The organism is Arthrobacter globiformis (assembly GCF_046536215.2).
Lineage (GTDB): Bacteria > Actinomycetota > Actinomycetes > Actinomycetales > Micrococcaceae > Arthrobacter > Arthrobacter globiformis_E.
The window spans coordinates 26,285-45,385 of record NZ_JAWMWD020000002.1 but is presented as its reverse complement, the minus strand read 5'-3'; the positions used below and the strand labels follow the sequence as shown (position 1 = coordinate 45,385).

General features: G+C 63.5%; 23 protein-coding genes. 13 read left to right on the top strand and 10 right to left on the bottom strand.

All coding sequences use genetic code 11. The annotated features are described in order from the left end of the window. Window positions 1–208 precede the first annotated feature (208 nt). The 4 genes from R5O87_RS23095 (at window position 209) to R5O87_RS23080 (ending at window position 4,442) form a co-directional block, all read left to right on the top strand. Window positions 209–1,234, top strand: coding sequence for a DUF4192 domain-containing protein (locus R5O87_RS23095; RefSeq protein ID WP_410554705.1), 1,026 nt, complete (start codon window positions 209–211; stop codon window positions 1,232–1,234). 183 nt (window positions 1,235–1,417) lie between these two features. Continuing rightward, complete coding sequence (locus R5O87_RS23090) at window positions 1,418–1,570, top strand: hypothetical protein (RefSeq protein WP_171059168.1); 153 nt, start codon at window positions 1,418–1,420, stop codon at window positions 1,568–1,570. A gap of 236 nt (window positions 1,571–1,806) precedes the next feature. After that, window positions 1,807–2,556: a MerR family transcriptional regulator gene (locus R5O87_RS23085; RefSeq protein WP_410554704.1), complete on the top strand. Its 750-nt coding sequence runs from the start codon at window positions 1,807–1,809 to the stop codon at window positions 2,554–2,556. A 539-nt stretch (window positions 2,557–3,095) separates the two neighbouring features. Beyond that, a complete protein-coding gene (locus R5O87_RS23080; protein ID WP_410554703.1) occupies window positions 3,096–4,442 on the top strand; it encodes a ParB/RepB/Spo0J family partition protein in 1,347 nt (448 codons plus the stop codon). Window positions 4,443–4,770: 328 nt separating this feature from the next. Here the strand turns inward: R5O87_RS23080 and R5O87_RS23075 are convergent, their stop codons facing one another. Then, window positions 4,771–4,998, bottom strand: a complete 228-nt coding sequence (locus tag R5O87_RS23075) for a DUF2188 domain-containing protein (protein WP_410554701.1) — start codon at window positions 4,996–4,998, stop codon at window positions 4,771–4,773. A 605-nt stretch (window positions 4,999–5,603) separates the two neighbouring features. Between R5O87_RS23075 and R5O87_RS23070 the strand changes: the two genes are divergently transcribed. From R5O87_RS23070 to R5O87_RS23050, 5 genes are all read left to right on the top strand, one after another. Then, the gene (locus R5O87_RS23070; RefSeq protein ID WP_410554699.1) at window positions 5,604–5,870 is read left to right on the top strand and encodes a glutaredoxin family protein; all 267 of its coding nucleotides are present in this window, start codon (window positions 5,604–5,606) and stop codon (window positions 5,868–5,870) included. Between the two features lie 5 nt (window positions 5,871–5,875). Beyond that, window positions 5,876–6,772: a single-stranded DNA-binding protein gene (locus R5O87_RS23065; RefSeq protein WP_410554762.1), complete on the top strand. Its 897-nt coding sequence runs from the start codon at window positions 5,876–5,878 to the stop codon at window positions 6,770–6,772. Window positions 6,773–6,895: 123 nt separating this feature from the next. Then, window positions 6,896–7,258: a hypothetical protein gene (locus tag R5O87_RS23060; RefSeq protein ID WP_410554698.1), complete on the top strand. Its 363-nt coding sequence runs from the start codon at window positions 6,896–6,898 to the stop codon at window positions 7,256–7,258. Between the two features lie 61 nt (window positions 7,259–7,319). Then, window positions 7,320–7,586 (top strand): ParB family protein, encoded by a 267-nt coding sequence (locus R5O87_RS23055; protein WP_410554697.1) that lies wholly within the window; start codon window positions 7,320–7,322, stop codon window positions 7,584–7,586. A 2-nt stretch (window positions 7,587–7,588) separates the two neighbouring features. After that, on the top strand, window positions 7,589–7,879 hold the full coding sequence (locus R5O87_RS23050; protein ID WP_410554696.1) for a helix-turn-helix domain-containing protein: 291 nt from the start codon (window positions 7,589–7,591) through the stop codon (window positions 7,877–7,879). A 101-nt stretch (window positions 7,880–7,980) separates the two neighbouring features. On the opposite strand, the gene R5O87_RS23045 is transcribed toward R5O87_RS23050, so the two are convergent. Continuing rightward, on the bottom strand, window positions 7,981–8,289 hold the full coding sequence (locus R5O87_RS23045; RefSeq protein WP_410554695.1) for a hypothetical protein: 309 nt from the start codon (window positions 8,287–8,289) through the stop codon (window positions 7,981–7,983). A gap of 694 nt (window positions 8,290–8,983) precedes the next feature. On the opposite strand from R5O87_RS23045, the gene mobC reads away from it, so the two are divergent. Genes mobC through R5O87_RS23030 form a run of 3 tightly spaced genes read left to right on the top strand, consistent with a single transcriptional unit; the run spans window position 8,984 to window position 11,742 of the window. Then, on the top strand, window positions 8,984–9,376 hold the full coding sequence (gene mobC / locus R5O87_RS23040; RefSeq protein ID WP_410554694.1) for a plasmid mobilization relaxosome protein MobC: 393 nt from the start codon (window positions 8,984–8,986) through the stop codon (window positions 9,374–9,376). Continuing rightward, window positions 9,376–10,935, top strand: a complete 1,560-nt coding sequence (locus tag R5O87_RS23035; protein WP_410554693.1) for a relaxase/mobilization nuclease domain-containing protein — start codon at window positions 9,376–9,378, stop codon at window positions 10,933–10,935. Before mobC ends, R5O87_RS23035 begins: the two co-directional genes overlap by 1 nt. 18 nt (window positions 10,936–10,953) lie before the next feature. Then, window positions 10,954–11,742, top strand: a complete 789-nt coding sequence (locus R5O87_RS23030; RefSeq protein ID WP_410554692.1) for a hypothetical protein — start codon at window positions 10,954–10,956, stop codon at window positions 11,740–11,742. Between the two features lie 109 nt (window positions 11,743–11,851). On the opposite strand, the gene R5O87_RS23025 is transcribed toward R5O87_RS23030, so the two are convergent. Further along, window positions 11,852–12,208, bottom strand: a complete 357-nt coding sequence (locus R5O87_RS23025; RefSeq protein WP_410554691.1) for a helicase associated domain-containing protein — start codon at window positions 12,206–12,208, stop codon at window positions 11,852–11,854. A 514-nt stretch (window positions 12,209–12,722) separates the two neighbouring features. Between R5O87_RS23025 and R5O87_RS23020 the strand changes: the two genes are divergently transcribed. Beyond that, window positions 12,723–13,319 (top strand): DNA-binding protein, encoded by a 597-nt coding sequence (locus tag R5O87_RS23020; protein WP_410554690.1) that lies wholly within the window; start codon window positions 12,723–12,725, stop codon window positions 13,317–13,319. A 100-nt stretch (window positions 13,320–13,419) separates the two neighbouring features. Here R5O87_RS23020 and R5O87_RS23015 read toward each other — a convergent pair whose 3' ends face one another. The 7 genes from R5O87_RS23015 to R5O87_RS22985 form a co-directional block, all read right to left on the bottom strand. Then, window positions 13,420–14,091, bottom strand: a complete 672-nt coding sequence (locus R5O87_RS23015) for a hypothetical protein (protein ID WP_410554689.1) — start codon at window positions 14,089–14,091, stop codon at window positions 13,420–13,422. 126 nt (window positions 14,092–14,217) lie between these two features. Continuing rightward, window positions 14,218–14,598 (bottom strand): hypothetical protein, encoded by a 381-nt coding sequence (locus tag R5O87_RS23010; RefSeq protein WP_410554688.1) that lies wholly within the window; start codon window positions 14,596–14,598, stop codon window positions 14,218–14,220. A 212-nt stretch (window positions 14,599–14,810) separates the two neighbouring features. Continuing rightward, complete coding sequence (locus R5O87_RS23005; protein ID WP_410554687.1) at window positions 14,811–15,134, bottom strand: tudor domain-containing protein; 324 nt, start codon at window positions 15,132–15,134, stop codon at window positions 14,811–14,813. A 446-nt stretch (window positions 15,135–15,580) separates the two neighbouring features. Next, window positions 15,581–15,913, bottom strand: coding sequence for a histone-like nucleoid-structuring protein Lsr2 (locus R5O87_RS23000; RefSeq protein WP_410554686.1), 333 nt, complete (start codon window positions 15,911–15,913; stop codon window positions 15,581–15,583). 802 nt (window positions 15,914–16,715) lie between these two features. Then, window positions 16,716–17,087 (bottom strand): hypothetical protein, encoded by a 372-nt coding sequence (locus R5O87_RS22995; RefSeq protein WP_410554685.1) that lies wholly within the window; start codon window positions 17,085–17,087, stop codon window positions 16,716–16,718. Further along, on the bottom strand, window positions 17,080–17,811 hold the full coding sequence (locus R5O87_RS22990) for a hypothetical protein (RefSeq protein ID WP_410554684.1): 732 nt from the start codon (window positions 17,809–17,811) through the stop codon (window positions 17,080–17,082). The genes R5O87_RS22995 and R5O87_RS22990 overlap by 8 nt, the downstream gene beginning before the upstream one ends. A 151-nt stretch (window positions 17,812–17,962) precedes the next feature. Continuing rightward, window positions 17,963–18,652: a MerR family transcriptional regulator gene (locus tag R5O87_RS22985; protein ID WP_410554683.1), complete on the bottom strand. Its 690-nt coding sequence runs from the start codon at window positions 18,650–18,652 to the stop codon at window positions 17,963–17,965. Between the last annotated feature and the right edge of the window lie 449 nt (window positions 18,653–19,101).

The following is a 19,101-nucleotide window of genomic DNA, read 5'->3' as shown; positions in this document are numbered from 1 at the left end:
CTGCGGTTCAGGAATTTCCCTGCGGCGCTCCTTCGTCGCTGATTTCCTCCGGGAATTTCCCGCCCCTTGCCCTGCGGGTAGACAGGCCTCCGTCGGCCACAGCTCCGCAAGCTTCGCCAGCAGCCAAAACAACAACGGGGGAGAGGGGACGCTGGCCGGTCACCACGAGCCGCCCCACCCACCTAATCCTCAGCAAAGGACTATCAACATGACTGACGCAATCCGCATCTCCAGCCCCGCCGACATCCTCGGTTTCATCCCGCACTCCCTCGGGTTCGTCCCGCGTGAATCCTTTGTGTTCCTGACCATGCGGGGCAAGACGCTGGGAGCGACCCTTCGCGTCGACGCCCCCGCGTCCGCGGAACCCGCAGGGTTCGCGCGCTCCATGGCCGACTACCTCGCCCTGGACACTCAGGCCACAGGTGTGCTGCTGGCCATCTACACGGCAAGCACCCCTGCCCCCGGACAGGTGCGTCCGTTCCATGACCACGTCGAGGCCGTCATCGAGACGCTGGAGGCTGCCGGTACTCCGCTGCAGGACGCGTGGCTGGTCACCCCGTCGCACTGGCAAAACCTGCTGTGCGACAGCGACGCCGGATGCTGCCCGCCCGAACCGCTGGAAGCCATCACCGACGGTCAACTGAACGCCGAACTGGTGTTCCGTGGCAGCAGCTACCAAAAGAAGCCCGGCACGACCTACGCGCCCTTCTCAGGCCCAGCAGACAGAGAGGAACAGATCCGTCAGGCACTCCCGGGAGTGCTCGGCGCGGAGCTGGGCCCGGGCCGGGAACTATGGGCAGAGGCCCTGACCCAAGATGGCTGGATGGACCCGCAGACAGCGGTGGAGCTGCTGGCCTGCTTCCAGCGCCCTGACCTGCGCGACACGCTGCTCTGCAACGTGATCGACCCCGAACTGCCGGACGCCGAGGACAGCGGAAACCTGCTCGTAGGGGAGGGGATCGCCCCCGACTGGGACCGCGTGGACCGGGCACAGGACACCGCGAGGGACCTCATCGACGCAGCCCCGGAAGGCTACCGGGCGCCCCTGCTGACCTTGATCGGCTGGCTGGCGTACCTCAAAGGCCAGTCATCCGTAGCTGCGGACCACTTCAAACTCGCTATGGCAGACACACCGGGCTACCGGCTCGCCGAACTGATGGAGGAGCTGGTGGGCCGGGGCACCATCGCGCCGGTCGCGAAGAACCAGGCAACAGCCTACAAGCGGCACCGCTAGAACCAACGGGGGCCGGGCCGGGAAGAACGGCCCGGCCCCTTGGGTGCGATGGCGGCCTCCCCCGCAAGCTCCTCCGGCCGCCGATCACGCTGCCGCGGGCGCAGCACCACAACCGGGCAACGGGCCAGAGGCCGGGCTACAGTGGACAAGGAAGACAAGCCACTAAAAGCCTGGGGGCAGCACATGAGCCACGAGTACATCCTCACGGACGATGACGCCGCACCTGCCGATGCCACCCACGCCCAAGACATTCTCGAGCTCTCGATGTTGACCATGCCGCAGCCCGGCGCCCCCATCGTCGATATCTCTTGGGAGAAATCACCGCTGGACCTGTAAATTCCGCAGCGAAGACGCTGCACCACTGGGTTTCCTTTTGCTGAGGGAAAACTGATGTCGGCCCCAAAGGTGCCGGCATCAGCCCTTTTAACCGCTGATGAGGACCTCGCTCCGCTCGGCCTATAGAAGCATTTTTCGATGCTTCTATAGGCGTCAAGTTAGGTTCGCGGTTCGATCCCGACCTACAGCGCGCCGGGCTTGATCCTGACGTTGCGTCAGGTCCTACGCTGGGGAACATGTTGGAGACCGGCGGTCAGTGGAGCATTGGTGAACTGGCGACGTTGTGCGGGGTTACTGTGCGGACCTTGCACCACTACGACCAGATCGGACTACTTCGCGCAACAGGGCGAACCGGCTCCGGGCACCGGCGGTATTCGGAGGACGATGTCCGCCACCTTTACCGCATCAGGGCGCTACGTTCGCTGGGCCTGTCGCTGGAGCAGGTCCGCGAAGTCCTGTCGTCATCGCCGAACGACGCCGACGCCGTGCGGCGGCTCCTCACCGCTCAATTGTCGGCACTACATAACCAAGCGGAACAGGCGCGGCGCCTCCAGCACCAGATCCAAGCCCTGCTCGACAACATGGGCAGCACCATGCCGGGCGTGGATCACTTCATATCAATTCTGGAAGGGATGACCATGTACGAGAAGTACTTCACCGAGGAACAGCGCACCGAACTTGCCCAACGCCGGGCTGAGCTCGGCCCGGCCGCAATCGATGATGCCAAGGCCACGTTTGCAAGCCTTATCAAAGAAGGTCTGGGATATGTGGCGGCAAATACGCCGGTAGACGACCCCGCGGCACAGGACCTTGTGAGGCGCTGGGATGCACTCGGTTCCAAGTTCCACAGCAACGACGCGACCATGACTGCGGCGCGGAGCATGTGGCAGGACAACAGCCCAGAGCTGAGCGCCAGGCTGCCATGGCCGGCGGACGGACTCCAAGAACTGGTCACGTATCTCCAGCGGGTCCGGGAGGCTGGCTAGAGCAGCAGCTCCGGCAAATCGTTCATCCACCAGCAAGATGCAGCGATCTCGGCGGGGAGAATAGACGCTGCACCATTTGGTTTCCTTTTGCTCAGGGAAGCTGAGGCCGGCCCCTTTGGGGCCGGCCTCAGCCCTTTAACCACTGAAAAGGACCTCGCTTCGCTCGGACTGCAAAAGCGCTTTTCTGTTTTGGCTGCTGTCCTGACGGATTGTACGTGTCCGCTCCGGCCGGTCTAGCCCCTCCTTCGTCGGGGCCTGCGGTTCAGGAATTTCCCTGCGGCGCTCCTTCGTCGCTGATTTCCTCCGGGAATTTCCCGCCCCTTGCCCTGCGGGTAGACAGGCCTCCGTCGGCCACAGCTCCGCAAGCTTCGCCAGCAGCCAAAACAACAACGGGGGAGAGGGAACGCTGGCCGGTCACCACGAGCCGAGTCCGCACCCGTTCCCACCCGCTTGACAGACATAGAAGCGTCGGGGGAGAGGGAAGCTGGCCGGTCACCATTGATCGCCCGACCCCCCACGTCTCTGCAAGGACAAAAACCATGAACGCAACACCCACGCTCGAAATGCTCGACCCGGCAACCCTGACCGTTGACATCAACGTCCGGAAAGACGCTGCCCTGACCGCCGATTTCATCGCCAGCATCAAGGAACACGGCGTGATGGAACCCGTGATCGCCCACCGCAAGGACGACGGAACCGTGCACGTCCTGATGGGCCAGCGCCGCACCCGCGCCGCCGTCGAAGCCGGACGGCCGATGATCCCGGTAATGATCATTGAGTCTCCCGAGGAAGCAGAACGCATCGTCACGCAGGTAGTGGAGAACATCCAGCGCGCCGAACTCACCGAAGCCGACGAGGCCGACGCCTACCACCAGCTGTCCCTGATCGGTGTCTCGGCGGCCGCGATCGCCAAGAAGACCGGACGGACCAAGACCACCGTCGAGTCCGCCCTCAAAGCCAAGTCCACCGAGACCGGAGCCGCCGCCCTGGGCAAGGGATACACCATCGAAGAAGCCCTCATTCTGGCCGAGTTTGAGGCCGACGAGGAAGCCACCGCCGAACTCGAGTCCGTCATCACGGACGAACCCGACATGCTCCTGCATGTCACCCAGCAGCTGCGCGACAAGCGCGACCGCGCTGCCGCGCTGGCCGCACTCACCGCAGAGCTGGAAGCAGCCGGAACCATCGTTGTCCCCGAATGCGGGTACGGGGAGGACAGCGAAACCCTTCGCGTCACCTCGCTGAAAAGGGCCGACGGGGAACCGGCCACGGACGAGGACGGAAACGCCGTCTCCATCGAGACGGACTATCGCGGCCAGCACTCCACCGTCGCCGTTGTGACCGGCTGGAAAGACCTGGGCTTCACCCTCCGCTACTACAGCGGCTACGGCACGTCCTCGGCCCCGAAAGGCCCCATGACCGACGAGCAGAAAGCCGAACGGAAGACCCTGATCGAGAACAACAAGCTGATGCAGTCAGCGACCACCGTCCGCCGCGAATGGGTCAAAAACCTGCTGGCCAAGAAGCAGGCCCCCAAGGGCTGGCAGTACTTCACCCTCCACGCCATCACCCACCACCCCGAAACCGCCAGCGGCTACGAGGGCAAGGTGGCCGCCGAGATGGTCGGAGCCAAGGTCGAGGAATCCAACCAGTGGGCGTGGAACCCGCTCAGGGATCACGTTGCCAAAACGACTGCACGCCCGGAGTTCGGCCTGATTGCTCTGGTCTGCGCCGGGTATGAAAAGACCATCCAAAAAGACTCGTGGCGCTCACCGTCCCAGACCCACCGGGACTACCTGAACCAGCTGGTCCTCTGGGGATACACGGCAAGCGAGACTGAGCAGATCATCATCGACAGCGGCGAAAAGACCGAGACGGTCGGATAGACCACGGCTCCTGTGCCGGGTGGCGCACCCCGAACCCCGCCCGGCACAGGCCCAAACCCAATCACCACAGGAAGGCCAGGAACCTCGCAGAAGTCGGGCGGTCCGCCGCCTAGGGCGAACCACAGCAACCACTCACCAGCGGCGGACCGCCGTAATCGCAACAGCCAGGATCCAGAACAAGAGCCGCGCTGCAGCAACGACGCTGAGCAGGAACGCGGCCACCACCTCAGCTAGAATGACCATAGATTTCTTGCAGAGAAACCCGAAAGGAGCCGGCACATGCCGGCTCCTGTCGGGTTAACAAGAGAACCCTAGTCCCCGCGTCGACTCAGCCCGGGACGTTCCTCGGATCGTTGCCATAGCTGTTCTTGGAACTGATTTGACCGTCCTGGTTCCTGATGACGTGCTCCACCTTGTCAGCCTGGGCCGCTGCCCGGCCCGCAGTCACCGCTTCGTCCTTGGTGCCATAACCGGCACCGAACGCGCGGCCGGTGCCCTCGCGCTTGTTCTTCCATGAACCGTCTTCGTAGTACGTCTCGATATCGCCCTGAGCCACTGCACACTCCCTCTGCCGTTCGGATCTGCTGCGTAAAAGCGGATAACGGAAAACCCCGCAACACCGGGGGGAGTGGCGGGGCCTTCCTGACACCCTCCGCCTGATGGGGGCCAGGCGGAGAAGCTGACACCAACCTAATAGCAAGCATGCTTACTTTTCAAGTTTCACGCGCCCGGACGGTGGCCGGCAACCATACCCATGGACCAAGACCTGGGGGGCAGGACACCTCTCACTCTGGGTCGATCTTCTTTCAGCAGGGACGGCACACACCCACTTCCACCTTCCACCATGGCCCGCAAGTCACCGAGCCAGTCGGGAGCCTTCCAGGGCACAGGGGGGCTGCTGCTTGGGGGAGCCTGCGGGGATGACCACAGTCGCTGGCGGCGGCACGAGCCTTCCTCTCGTTGCCGCCTTCAGGCGTCGTCTGCACAAAGCGTGATTCTGCATTGGGTGAATTGCATCTATATTGGGTTGAGTATTGGATGGAAAAAACCCCGAAAAACTGCGGTAAAACCCCTATTCATTCAGTTGAATGATTGCTAGAATTGAGGCAGCAAGTCAGCCAGACGAACGAAACTTATTTGATACGAAACCAGGTGCTGAAAATGACTGCTTCACCCACCGCTTACACGGTCTACACCAAGCCTGACTGCCCCAACTGTGAGAAGACGAAGGACTACTTCGGCTCCAAGGGCATCACCTACACGGCCGTGGACATCACCGAAGTGCCGGCAGCGCTGGAGTACATCACCGCCGAACTCGGCTACTCCCAGGCGCCCGTTGTCGTGAACAACTCCGATGACCAGGACCACTGGTCCGGCCTGCGCCGCGACAAGCTTGTCCAGGCGGCCATGAGCCACAAGGCGGCGTGAGGACCATGGACGGACTGCGCCCGGTCGTCGGGTTCAAACTCAGCCCACGCATCCCGTTGGAGGTGGACCTGTTCCGGCGGGTCAACCCCAGCGGCAGGATTCCCTTTGAGGTTGTCAACCCCTATGTTGTGGAGCCGGCCATTGTGGAGCCCGTAGATGAGGACCTCTACGACGGGTACTCCGTCCCGGACGAGGCAGCGGATGACCGGTTCCTTGAGGCGATCAGCCGCGCGCCGCTGGGGGAGGGCGGGCTCTGGGACGAGCACACCGCGAACCAGTACCAACCCAACGACCTCACCCACGACGAACCGAGTCGGACCGAACCTCAGAACGAACCCACAACAGACATCGAGAACATCACCAGCACACGAGGAAAAGGAACCATCATGGCCGGGGAAACCACCATTACCGTCGTCGGAAACCTGACATCAGATCCAGAGCTGAGATTCACTCCGTCGGGATCCGCGGTGGCCAACTTCACCATCGCTTCCACGCCCAGGACTTTCGACCGTCAGTCCAACGAGTGGAAGGACGGGGAGACGCTGTTCCTCCGCGCCAGTGTGTGGCGGGAAGCAGCTGAGAACGTGGCCGAGTCCCTGGCCAAGGGCATGCGCGTCATCGTCACCGGCCGGCTGAGGTCCCGCTCTTACGAAACCAAGGAAGGCGAGAAGCGCACCGTGATCGAGCTCGAAGTGGACGAGATCGGTCCCTCACTTCGCTACGCCAACGCCAAGGTCAACCGCACGCAGCGCGGCAACCAGGGCGGCCAGGGGAGCGACTTCCAGGGTAACGGTAACAACCAGCCGCAGACCGGGCCGCAGGAGGATTCGTGGGCCGTGCCGGCCAACAGCAATACCGCCGGGGGATGGGGCAACGGACCCGACTCTGAACCGCCTTTCTAAAACAGCCCGTGCGTCGGGGTCAGCCGATACGCTGACCCGACGCACGACTGTCCGAATTCCGGTCAGAACAGCAGGGAGGCGCGGCGTGAAGCCGCACTTCCCATAAGAAGCGAGGAGCCTTCCATGAGTGATGAAACGCCGGCCGTTGTCCAAGAAGCCGATGCCATCTATGACGCGGTACGGGCGATCTGTCACATGAGCCAGACTCACCCGGCGCCCACGGTGTACAAGGTGCTGGGAAATCTGAAAGGAGCCACGGGGCACATGTTGGCCCAGGCCCTTCAACAACTCGCGGAAGGTCTGGAACGGTCGCTGACCGAGTACAACGTCTACGAGGATGACGGCCGGGATCCCGCTGGGTCTGCCGCCGCGGCCGCGGAGCATATGCGTGCTGCCGCTGGCCTCGCTACACAGTTGGGCGAACATTTGGCCGAGGCACAGAACGCCATCGCCGGACAGGGGTACAAGTCAGAGGGCGAATCATGATTAGTGCCCTGTCCCCGGGGTCCGAGTTCTCTGCCTTCTGCTTGCGAGCCGAGGCTTCTTGATGGCAAGCCCCAAGAAGGTTCCCGCGTTCACGCCTTACTACACAGAGGATCAGGCGGGGCAGGTCCGGGCCGCGTTCAAGGCCGCCGGCCTGCAGGAGGGCGACGCGAGTGTTTCGGACCTTATCGTCAGGGCAACGATGCGTGAAGTGAAGCGTTTGCAGCGCAAGTACAACGGCGGCAAGTCATGGCCTCCGGTGAAGGCCGGCGAGCTTCGCCGGGGTCAGAGAACGATGGATGAATTGAAGCACCGAAACGAGGGAGCATAACCGTGGCCAATCGGACCGAGGAAGTAAGCAAGAACGGCGCGCCGGTGGCCGCACCGTTTTCCAAAATGCTGACGCTGGACCAGGTCGAGGAAGTCCTGAACCTTGGCAAACCGCTGGTCTACGCGCTGGTCCGCAGTGGAGAGTTGCGGGCGGCGCAGTTTGGTGGACGCGGTGTTTGGCGGGTCCGGGAAGATGACCTGGCCGCATACATTGACGCGGCGTATGCGAAGACGGCAGAGCGTATCGCAGCCGGTCAGATCAGCGAAGGCGATGACGCTTCCGCCGAGGACTGATAACGGAACCCGGAAGCGCCGAAGGCCGACACCCGCACGGGTGCCGGCCTTCCGCGTTTTCCTGGGGCATGTCGTTTCAACTGCAGCGTGGATTAATGGCGCTACTGTTCGCCCATGGATGAGGCCGCTTCCGGGTCGGTTCCCTGTTCAGGTCCAGTGGAACGCTTTGCTGTCCGGCGGCGCTTTACCGCTGCTGGTTCGAGGCCAAGCTTCTTGAGTTCGTCTGCGCTCCATCCGTCCCGGGTTGCCTGAACGTAGGCGCGTTTGTCGTCGCGTTCGGCGGCCACAAGTTGGTCCCGGAGCTCCGTGATCCGCTGGCGGCTCCGCACGAGGGCGGTGACGGATTCGATGCGGGTGTCCAGCAGGGCGCGGGCTTGGTTTCGTGTCTGTTCAATGTCGAGGTTCGCCATGCCTCCCAGCCTAACGATCATCGCGTTGCCGTCTGTGGCGGACGCGCCCGTCCCGGCACGATGTGTCCACGTCCATTGGAGCCTTCTCGGCTCCAACCAGGTCAGCGTTCCCGGGGTCGTTGAACCAGTCCTGCAGGTAGTCGTCGCAGTAGCTGACGGTCCGTGTTGTGAACTGGAAGTATTCGGGGCCGATACCCTGTCGCCGCCACTTTCGCAGCAGGGCGGGGGAGACTCCGTATTGCCTGGCCACTGTGGTCGGTGAGATGAGAGCCAAAACTGTACCTTTCGCTAACCCTATGCCGCGTTCCTTTCGGCACGCTTGCCGAAACTTGACCGGTGAAGGAATTGGCCAGTCGGAGTAGTCGGACCGTGGAATACCGGAGCGTAGCGAGGATATGCCGCGAAAGCCGGCTGCGCAGACTTGCCAAGGAAGGACCGGGCAGTAGCCTCACACAGCCGAAACGGAACGACGCAGTCGTTTGAACAAGTCAGACGCGCAGCGTCGTCCAGGGAAGTCCCCGCCAACCACCCCGAGCACCAAAAACGGGCGCAGGTGATTTTCCGGAGCAAGCTAGGTGGTTATGTGCCATAACCCGCGTGTTGCTCCACGGCCTGCGGTCGGGGATGCGGCACACTCGTGAGTGTGGCCCGGAGGTTCCGGGGCGCTGCGCTGGGCATGGGGGAGGGGACCGGGATGACTGAGGAAGGGAAGTCTTCGCGCCGGTTCTCCCGCCGCCGCCGGGCGAACATCGACGGTGATACCCAGTACGTGCGGGTGTCGATGTCGGAGTTCGAACGCGCACAGTTGAAGATCCTGGAAGAACAGACCGGGCGGAGTGCGTCGGAGATCCTGGTCAGTGCTGCCCTGTACGCGGAGAACTCGGAGTCATTGGCTGAACGCAGGGCGATGGCCGTGGAATTCATCGCCGCCCGCCGCTACCTCGCTGCCCTGTCGAACAACGTCAACCAGCTCGCCCGGCACGCGAACGCCACCGACGAATTCCCGGAAGCTGCCCGCACCGTGTTGACCCGGGTACGGGCGGTCGCTGACCGGATCAATACAATGCTCGATGCGATGGTGCGCTGATGATTCCCAACATCACCAAGGGCACCCGCATGCACGGGCTCATCGCCTACCTTGCCGGCCCGGGACGGGCGAACGAACACACAGACCCGCACCTGGTCGCGGGCTCACCGTCGATCATGGCCTGGCACAACGACGACGAACTGAACGTCGACACAGCCCAGGCCATCGCGAAGGAACTGGACCGGGCCAGGGCCGTCCTGGGCACCGAGATTCCCGGCGGGCACGTCTGGCACTGCTCCCTGTCCCTGCGCGCCGAAGAAGGCGACCTGAGCGACCAGAAGTGGGCTGACATCGCGCAGGAGTTCATGGACGAGATGGGCTTCACCGAAACCAGCGGACGCGCACCGGTTCAGTGGGTAGCGATCCGTCACGGCCACAGCAAAGCCGGGAACGACCACATCCACATCGCTGCGTCCATGGTCCGCGAAGACGGCACGAAATGGAGCAGCTGGCGCGACTTCCCCCGCGCACAACAAGCCGCCCGCGGCCTGGAGAAAAAGTACGGCCTGGAAGAACTCTCACCCACCCATTCCACCCGTGGCCTCCGCCCCGGGGAACGTGAAGCATCCGAGCGGCGCGGGGCCCCGGAACCTGAACGCCGCTCCCTGGAACGCAAGGTCCGCGCCTGCGCCACCTCGGCCCGGGACGAGGCCGAATTCATTCGCCGCCTCCGCCGGACCGGTGCCCTCGTCCGGCCACGCTACGCGTCAGGCCGGGACGACGTCGTGGTCGGCTACAGCGTTGCCGAAAGGCCCCCGAAATGTGGCCGGCCTGTCTGGTTCGGCGGAGGCCACCTCGCCAAAGACCTCGCCCTTCCCAAGCTCCGCGCCGACTGGCCCGACAGCCCGCAAGGCGCCGCAGAGGCTGTCGCTGAATGGCAGGCAGCTGCACGCGGCCGCCGCCCCGTCACGGTGGGTAGGGAAGCCCACCAACCCGACCCGCAAATGTGGGAGGAATACAGTGACGAAGTTGCCCGGCTCCGGGAAACACTGCGCTCCGTCCCTCTGGACGATCACGCAACCTGGGCGCACGTTGCACGCGAGACATCGGGTGCCTTCGCTGCCTGGTCCACGGCCACCGAATCAACCCCAGGCCCGCTCGCGGCCGCAGCGGACGAGCTGTCCAAGACCGCACAACTGCGGCGCTACCCGGTCCGTCCCGTCCGCAGCGTTGGCCCGTCCGCCCGCGGAGCGTCCCTGATGCTCATGGCAGCCTCGATGGGCGGTAACGGAACTGCTGCGCAGGCGGTCATGTTGCGTCAACTGCTCAACGTCGCCAAGGCCGTGCACGACATGCACAAGGCATCGAATGACCTGCGCCGCGCACAGCAGATCAGTCACATGGTCAAGCACCACCTGAGCCAGGTCGCGGCCGCACTACCCGCCGTCCCCGCGACCACGTCCACGGCCGATAGCGAAGCGGCCGCAGCCGTCCGTGCGAGTGCAGCCGGGCAGGTTTCGGGCCGGGCCACGGGTCCGGTGCTGCCGCCGACATACGTGCAGGCACGAACCCACGCAAACACCCGGAGCGGGACAACCGGTCCGGACATCGAGAGATAACACCAACGAGGGGGAACCATGAGTGAATCCGACGGCATCGAAGAAGCAATCGAGGGAATGTCGCGCGTTGGGCTGACCGTCGCAGGCCGGCTCGGTGAGCAGCTGGCCAGGGCACGCCAACAGGAGCTGCGCCGCGCCCAGGCGGCAGAGGAACAACAGGCCCGTGAGCTGCAGGCACGCTTCGACGCAGAACGCGCAGCGGCCCGCGCCCAGCTCGCCCCCGTCATGGACAACCGGTGGTGGGACACCGCCAGCGGCCGCGACGTCGAAAGGTTGCACGAGACGGCCACCGCGTGGAAGGACCACGACCCGGCGGCACGCGACGCGGCCGATGTCATCCGCGACCAGGTACAGCGCCGCTACGGGTTGGACGTCGACAACCTCGGGGCCGATGAAGCGTCCGTGGCGGAAGCCCTGGCTAAAGCTGAACGGGACCGCGCACAGGCAGAACAGGAACGCCGTACCGGCCGTGAAGAGAACGCACAGGCTGGGCAGCTGCTGGCCGAAGCCGACCGGGAGGACCGGGACCGTGAACAAGACGTCACCGAAGAGACCCAGCGCCCCGAGTCACTGGCAGAAGAGGCCGGCCTCAAGTACGACTCGGCCGAGCGCCGGCAGGACTTAGCCGCCAGCCTGGAAAACGTTGCCGACCGCGAGGCCGTTCAGGCACGACTCAGCGCCGACCAGGACCAGGCAACCCCGCCCAGCGCCGCCGTCGCCAAGGCTCCAGGACGGAACCCGAAGGCCCGCAAGACACGCGGAGCCAACGGCCAGACGAAGCTCCTTCAAAAGGGCATGAGCCGCTGACGACGGGCGCGGGCGGGCGACCGCTGTACCCCGACGCGCGACCGACGAACAGCCGCTGGATAGGGGCTGAGCCTGCTGCCCCCCCGCCCGGGGTGTCCGCACTGCCGGGTTATGAGTTCCGGCTGTGGCCGCCCCTGCGGCGCCGGCCCTCGCGCCACCCGGGCAGAACCTTATCGAGCCGCAGTTTCTTTTTCGGAGCCAGCTTGCCATGGTTGCAGTTGATGCGCTGGCCGTGCAGCCAGACGCCGAGGGTGCGCTCGAGCGGATCATCAGTCTTCTGGTGCCGCGGCAATTCACCAGTGGCCTTCCGAAACGCTCTTACTTCCTTCAGCCGCCGCTGCCACCGGGCCTCGGCCTCAGCCTTTTGGGACGGAGCCTGGTCCCAGCCGGGATGACGTCCAGGCCTTCCCGAAGAACGGGGGAGAGGGTTCCGGCTGCTGATTCCCGCCGCCGACGATGCAACCATCCAGCCAGAGTCTGCTCACTGGTGGATTTCGCGTGGCCTGCCGGCAGACGCCCTTCCGTCCGGTAGAACGCGACCAGGTCGTGCATCCGCTGCAACGTCGTACCGGACGGGACCTTTGCGGGTGCAGCGGCGGCATGCTGGGCGCGAAGACCAGGATCGGCCTTCGCCGCGACCTGCAGGTGATAGCGGACGGTGGTCACCGCAGCACCGCAGACGTCAGCGATCTTCGCAGGTTCAATGCCCCGCCGGTACATCTGCACCCACTCCCAGTACGGAGCACGGCGCCGCGCATGCTGAACCGCATCCTGAGCCACAGTCACCCCCCAGACGTTCTGCCCTGCAAAGGAGCCTAGGACAAAATCATCCCCGGGCACACCGGCCCCGGAGACTCAGTGCGCCCAGGAGGAACTCGCGGATGGCCCTTGCACGGGAGCGGGGCTGGGCGTGTCCATTGCCAGTGGGTAGTAGTAGGAGTAGTTTTGATACTACTCCTACTACTACCGAGGATTTTCGAATGAGCTCGACCGCTAAAGACCGGGTTTTCGCTGCCGCCGAGCAGATCAGCGCCGAACGACGCCCGACCGTGTCCACGGTCCGCGCGGCCGCGGGCGTCAGCAACGCCGACGCCACCCGTTACCTGAAGGAATGGGCCGAAGAGAAGCAGTCTGCCGGCGGCCAAGTCGCGGCGACCCCGCCGGCCATCCTCGAGCAGGCGGCCCGCCTGGCCGGGGCTGTCTGGGCGGAAGCGTCCTCCCTTGCGAACGAGCGCCATTCAGCCGAGGCCGAGCTCTGGGCCCGGGAGAAAAAGGAGTTGAATGAAGAAGTCGCCGAGCTTGTTGCCGACCTCGACAAAGTCACGGCCGAAAAGGAGTCCGCTGTCACCGAACTGACGGCCACAATAGAGGAGCTGGAACGCCGGCTGACTACCAATGCCGAGCAGCTCGAACAGGCCCGGTCAGCCGCCCAGGAAGCAACGGCCGAAGCGGCCGCCGCAGCAACCCGCGCGGCCGCCGCACAGGCCCGCGCAGACGCGCTCCAGGAAGCCCACGACGCGCTGCTGCAGCGAATCACCCCCGAGCAGCCTCAAAGTGCTGAAGAACCCGAAACCTGATCCATTCGTCGGAGCCCTCTTTGCCGACGGCCGGCAGCCCTGCAGCCCGACGGCAGTGTGGACGGCCGTTGGCCCCGGCGACCGGAAGCGTTCCCCGATGTCAGGGGCGGGCGCCGAGGACCGGCAGGCCGTACAGTTCGGCGGTGCGGTGGAATTCAGGGTCAGGTCCGACATTTTCTGAGGTCAGCTGCAGCAGGCCGTTACGGCTGGGGGAGAGGCCTTCGTCAGCCCGCCGGTCCCAGTAGGCCCAACACCTTCCCGTCAGTGTTTTTGACGGGTAGCTGATCCCCAGTGGTTCTGAGCCGTCGTCCAGCACGGTGCCGCGCATGACGTGGGAGAGCAGGGTTGTCAGGTCACGGTCGTCACCGGTGAGGGAACCGGCTGTGAGAAGCTGCAGTCGTTCGCGCGGTGGTCGGTGTGAGGACTTCCAGGGCGCGGAGGGTGGCCGCATCGTCGATCTGAACCCACCATCCCTGACCGGGGAGCCGGATCTCGTATATCGAACGGTCCATTTGCCAGTCGACAGAGATGGCCCAGGGGACATCCCCCCGTTCTCCTCGGCCTGCGCCCGGACACTGGTGATGTAGTCATCCACAGTCCACCCGATGGATTCAGCGGCCTTGGCCACCGACGCGCCCTGCTGCCGGAAGCCGAGCAATACCTCGGCGTAGGCGCACTGACGGGAGTCCGCGAGATAGACCGTCGAGCCGATGCTGTCGTAGCGGCCCCGGGAATCGGCCGCCTGGGACTGTTCCAATAGGCAGCGGGCCAACGATGGAATTCTTCCTGACCGACAACGCGCCGTAGCGATCCTTGGCCACCCTGAACGAAATCTCCCCGGCAGCCCTAATAAGAGTGAGCCCCGTCAAGTCGCACCGGCGCACCTTGTCGGTCGTGATCATGCGGCGAAAGTATCATTCACGAACGCTTCAGCGGCTCCCAAAACCTCACGTGAACGCAGCTGCTGAATGTAAAGGACGGGAAGTTCCTCGTCCAGGCGCGGGTTGGCCCCCATCAACCAGGCCAACGCAACATGCTTGCCCTCGGCAAGCTCAAGCGTCTTCCAGACACGGTGCCCGAGGCGCAGCCGGGATTCGACCTCCGGGCGGGGCTCCGGGCCGTCAGGCTTCGCCCAACGAAACGGAGACGTGCGGTCCTTTACACCGGCCATCGTCTGGACGACCGTCGTACCGACATTCTCATTAAGTTCGCGCACAAGGTCATGGATATTCATCCGGGTCGTACCCAAATGAATGTCATTCCGGGTCGTTGCTTCCATGCCTCCATTGTCCCCGCACTGCAAGGCTAAAGCAACTGAAAAGCAACAAGAAAGCAGGGGTCCGCTGCTCGTCGGGTCGTCAGGTCAGGGAGTTGGCCGGCCGGACGCCGAAAGGGCTCTTGGTGGGCAGGACACCATAGGCCGCGATCCCGGGGATGGAGGATCTCCACCCTGCCGGGCAACCACCCACACGTGAGTGCGTTATCCGGCTCTCAGGAGGCTGGTGAGGCCGACGCAGGACGCAGTTCCTCACGGCTGCGCCACGCCTGCTCTCCGTGGCCGTACTCCACGGTCCATTCATCGACGCCGACCCGTTCGACGATGACGGCAGGATCCCACCCTGAATCGTCGTGCCGCAGCACCTCTACGGCCGTCTCGTCCGGGAAAGGGTTGTGGACGCCCAAGTACTCCCGGACGGTCTCATCAACTGAGGTCGTCCCGCCGCGCGGGGCTGCATTGACCCACTGTTCAAACGGATCGGCGCTTGCCCACTGCGCTGCCAGTCCTGCCACGTAGTTGTCCCCGGTGCCGCTCATGACAACCTGCCTCCTTGGTAATGGTGCTGCCCGATCAGCTCTTTACCTTGCTCTGCTGCGCCCTGGCCCAGCCGGTATCCCTGAAATGTGGAGCTGCCAGGAAACTGGACTCGCCGCACACCAGTTTGTTTGCCCAGCGTTGCTGCCCCAATCCAAGGTGTCTCGGGTTCATGCCGCAAGTATGTCAGCGAGCGGCGACATGAAGAACTGCCCAATGCGTTGCTGAAACTGGCCTACTGAGTTTCCGCTCGCCCCCTGGGCCGGTTCTACAACTGCGACATGAAAGAACATGGCGGCCCCGGACGCCTAGAACCAAAGAAAGTGCCAACTGGCTGGTTCCCTGACGTGCGAATAATTCCCTTTAGCATGGGTCAGCTGCAGGAGCTAATAAAAAAGTCAGGACCGGAATCACGTATAGATTCCGGTCCTGATTTGATTTTCTGCTTCTAATGGGCGGCTTCGTACTTTTCAATGACGTCCGCTTGGATACGACCCCGCGTATTCACCTGGATGCCATTCTCAACCGCCCACATCCGCACCGCCCTAGCATCCGGACCGCCTTGCGAGGACTTCGTCCGGGCCGCCGAACGCCCACGACCCCCCCCGGATACCCTGCGCCCAGCGTTGGTAAAACGGCTCAGGGCACCACGCAGTTCGTTCGCGTGACCTTCGTTCAAATCAATCACGTATTCACTGCCGTCGAGGGCGAAAGATATCGTTTCGCTAGCTTCGGAGCCATCAAGATCATCTTCCAGAACCACGACTGTCTTTTTTGCCATAAAACAAGGTTAACAGCGGGCTGAACCAACGGATGCGCCACTCGAGCAGGCAATTGTCTGGCCTAACCGAATGGGCCAACGACGGCTGACACTAAAGTTAGCTGGGACAATATGAGCCAGGGTACAGGTGGTGGGCGTCCCGCTGCCGGGCAGGCCACCCATGATTGGCCACGAAGGGAAGCGTATACGCGGCTGTCCCGGAACTGGACTGACCCTGGGAGGATGATTACTTTGACGCAAAAACCCGAAGAGGGCAACTCTCAACAGAACTCAGGCCGGGGGGAGTGATGACGAGGTCATTGCCGAAGCCCTGCAGTTGCTGGCCGACTTCGACAACACGCCCCTGCCGCACATGACCCCGCTGTTCTACCAGCACGGGTACGAAGAGTTACGGATGATCACCCGGGACCTGCTCCAAATCCTGGGGTATGACCCCGACGCTCAGAAGTTCCGATAAATGTGGGACGTCGCATTAGAAAAGTCCAAAGCACTTTGGACAATTGCCAGTTGCTAGGTGGGCGTGACATTAGCGGGAGCAGTTTGTTCAGAGACTGTCTGCACAAACTACTCACCGGAGTCTCGTAGCCAACTCATCAGCCAGGGAGCGGCGACTACTTCCCTTGCCGGCGCATCTTTATCTGCACTCCAGCCCGTAGAGCGAGAGAACATGCTTTAGATCGGCATCATTCCGATGGATCTCCGCTTCGGCTTGGACTTGGACCGGGTCGGGGCCGAGCCGGTTGTCCTGGCGTCGTAGCCAACTCCCCCATGGAGTAATCGAGGGCCGATCCACGCTGACCTTTCACCCTGAAAAGCCGTCCGTGGTCATGGCGGTAGCGGCGCCCATCACCGCTCTGGCCCGCATCTCCTTGATCGCCTCAACGGGGGAGGCCCCAGCGAGCCACGGATTGGCACCCATGAACCACAGCCTTGCCACGTGTTCGCCTTCCACGCTCGAGACACTGATCCAGGTCTGGTGGGCGAGTTGCAACCGAACCCATGCTTCGGGGTCGGGCTCAGGGCCGCCGGTGCGAGCCCACTGACGGCTTATCGCCGGGTCGTAGCTGCCCGCCAGCGCCGAAACCAGGGTTGGACCGAGTCCGTTATTGAGCTGCCTGACGATCTCCCGGATACCCACGACCCTGATATGGCTTTCGGGGGTGCCCTCAGCCACGGGGGCCTGCGTTCTGGTGAGAGTTGCGCTCATCTTGGTTGTCGTCCCTGTCGCGGTCAGGCTTCACGGCATGGGCTTTGAGTTGGTTAATCGGCGGCACGTTGTGGTTGCTTGCCAGGATTCTGAGGGCGTCCATGGCCGGTGTCCTGTCACCGAGTTCCAGCAGCTGCCATGAGCGATGTCCCGGGTCCGAAAGCTCCCGGTGCAGGGCCAGGATCCGTGACCGGTCACTGCCCTTCAGATGGGCAGCCGTGATGAGGGGGTTCCTGATGGCGGCGCAGAGAACAACGGCATCGTCGAGATGGCGGTCCCTGTCGCGGGAGTCTTCCCTAAAAGCTGCACCTTTGAGCACCAGCGCACCAAGCGGGTTGGGGATGCTGATGATGACAGGGTCGCCATCGACCTGTAGGCGGCAGTTCACCGTGCGCTGCAGGGCCTGTGTGCCCCCGGCAATCTGGAAGGGCTTCCGGCCGCCAAGGGTCGGGATCTTCCCCGGGGGCAGGTGGTCTGCAACCATTACATCGACTTGCTGGGTTCGGCGCACGAAGCGGTGGGCCGGCGCTGCTCGATCGATGGATGTCTGTATCCTGTAGCCAAGCCGGTTCAAGGCAGCAACCACTGACGACGTGGTCGCGGCCCCGGTCTCAATATGGAGAACGATATCGACATCGGCCGTTGGGCGGGATACGGCCAAGCCCGCGGCAGCGGCGTGCAGTTGGACCATCAGGCCGCCAACGAGTGTCCACTGCCTCGATGGAAGCTCCCGTGCTAACTCGACGCACTGCGGCCATGGGGTTCCCCAACCACCCGGCGGTACCGGGACATCCCACAGTTCGCGGCCATCCGTAGGTTCGGGGGTTCGCTGCGTCCTCCGCTCAGCCATGGAGGAGTTCCCTGATAACGCGCTGGCCGGCGCTTCGTTCACGGATGGAGAGGCTGCCCATGAGGTCGACCGCGATCGCCGCCACGGGTACATGACCAGCGGCGAAGGGCTCAGTTACATTCACTTCATGGATGACGACGTTTCCCTCCGGGTCTTCGGCCATCCCGAAGGCCAAGGCGAGCTGCTCGGCGTCGCCCTGCACGACATACCCCTCCACCAGACCGCTTCCACCGGTCAAGCCGAACCTGGCTGCCACTTCTTCGTTTCGAAGGGCCGAGACGCCACCCAGTAGTAGGTGCTCGTGAAGGAGTGACAGTCCGTCAGCTGTCACCCGATAGCGGAAGATCCGGTCTTTGTTCCGGGCCAACACGGCAACGTCCTCTGCTGTTTGGGTGCGGAGACGGGTCCTGAGCCGTGACTTTTCCGACGCTGAGATCCAAGACGGGTTGCCGCCGGAGAGCATGGTCAGCGCCGCCCAAGCGATCCTTGGGGTCCAGGCACGCCCACGCCGACTCCCCGCCGCCGCCCGCCGTTCCACGGAAGAGCGATCGAGCAGCAATGCCCGCCCGACCTTGCCGACCACCGTTAGCTGGCCTGAGTCGATCAGTTGGCGAACAGACGTTTGAGTGATGCCCAAGCGCACCCCCGCTTCGTGCGTCGTCAGGCCCTGCAGTGAGCTCATGCAGAAATGCTTTCTTATCGAAGCATAAGTGTCAATACGCTAAAGCTGTCTTGAAGCGGTAATAGTGTAAAGCGCCCTTAGCAAGAACTGGGGAAGGCTCCCTCGTTCCCGCGGAAGCGGGCCTGCGTGAGTGCGAAGCTGACGAGCGTGGGCCGACTACGATCGACTCCACCCGAATCGGGTTCAGTATTGTCAGGTTGAGTTCTAGGAGCCTGCTGGTCCTACGTCAGATGAGAAGAAAACCGATCCTATTCTGACGGCTTCACCCCGGGTCGCCTGACGTCAGGTTGGGGTGTAGCTGAACCTGAAGTTCGGCGTGTCCGCCTGCAAGGTCTTTTCATCGCGTCGCGTTAGGCCAGTTGTGTGGAAGTGATTCCCAAGGTTCAGACAGCAAAGGGACTGCACTCACCCCCGGCGATCCGTCCTGATGTTCTTTTGCAGCACTTCGT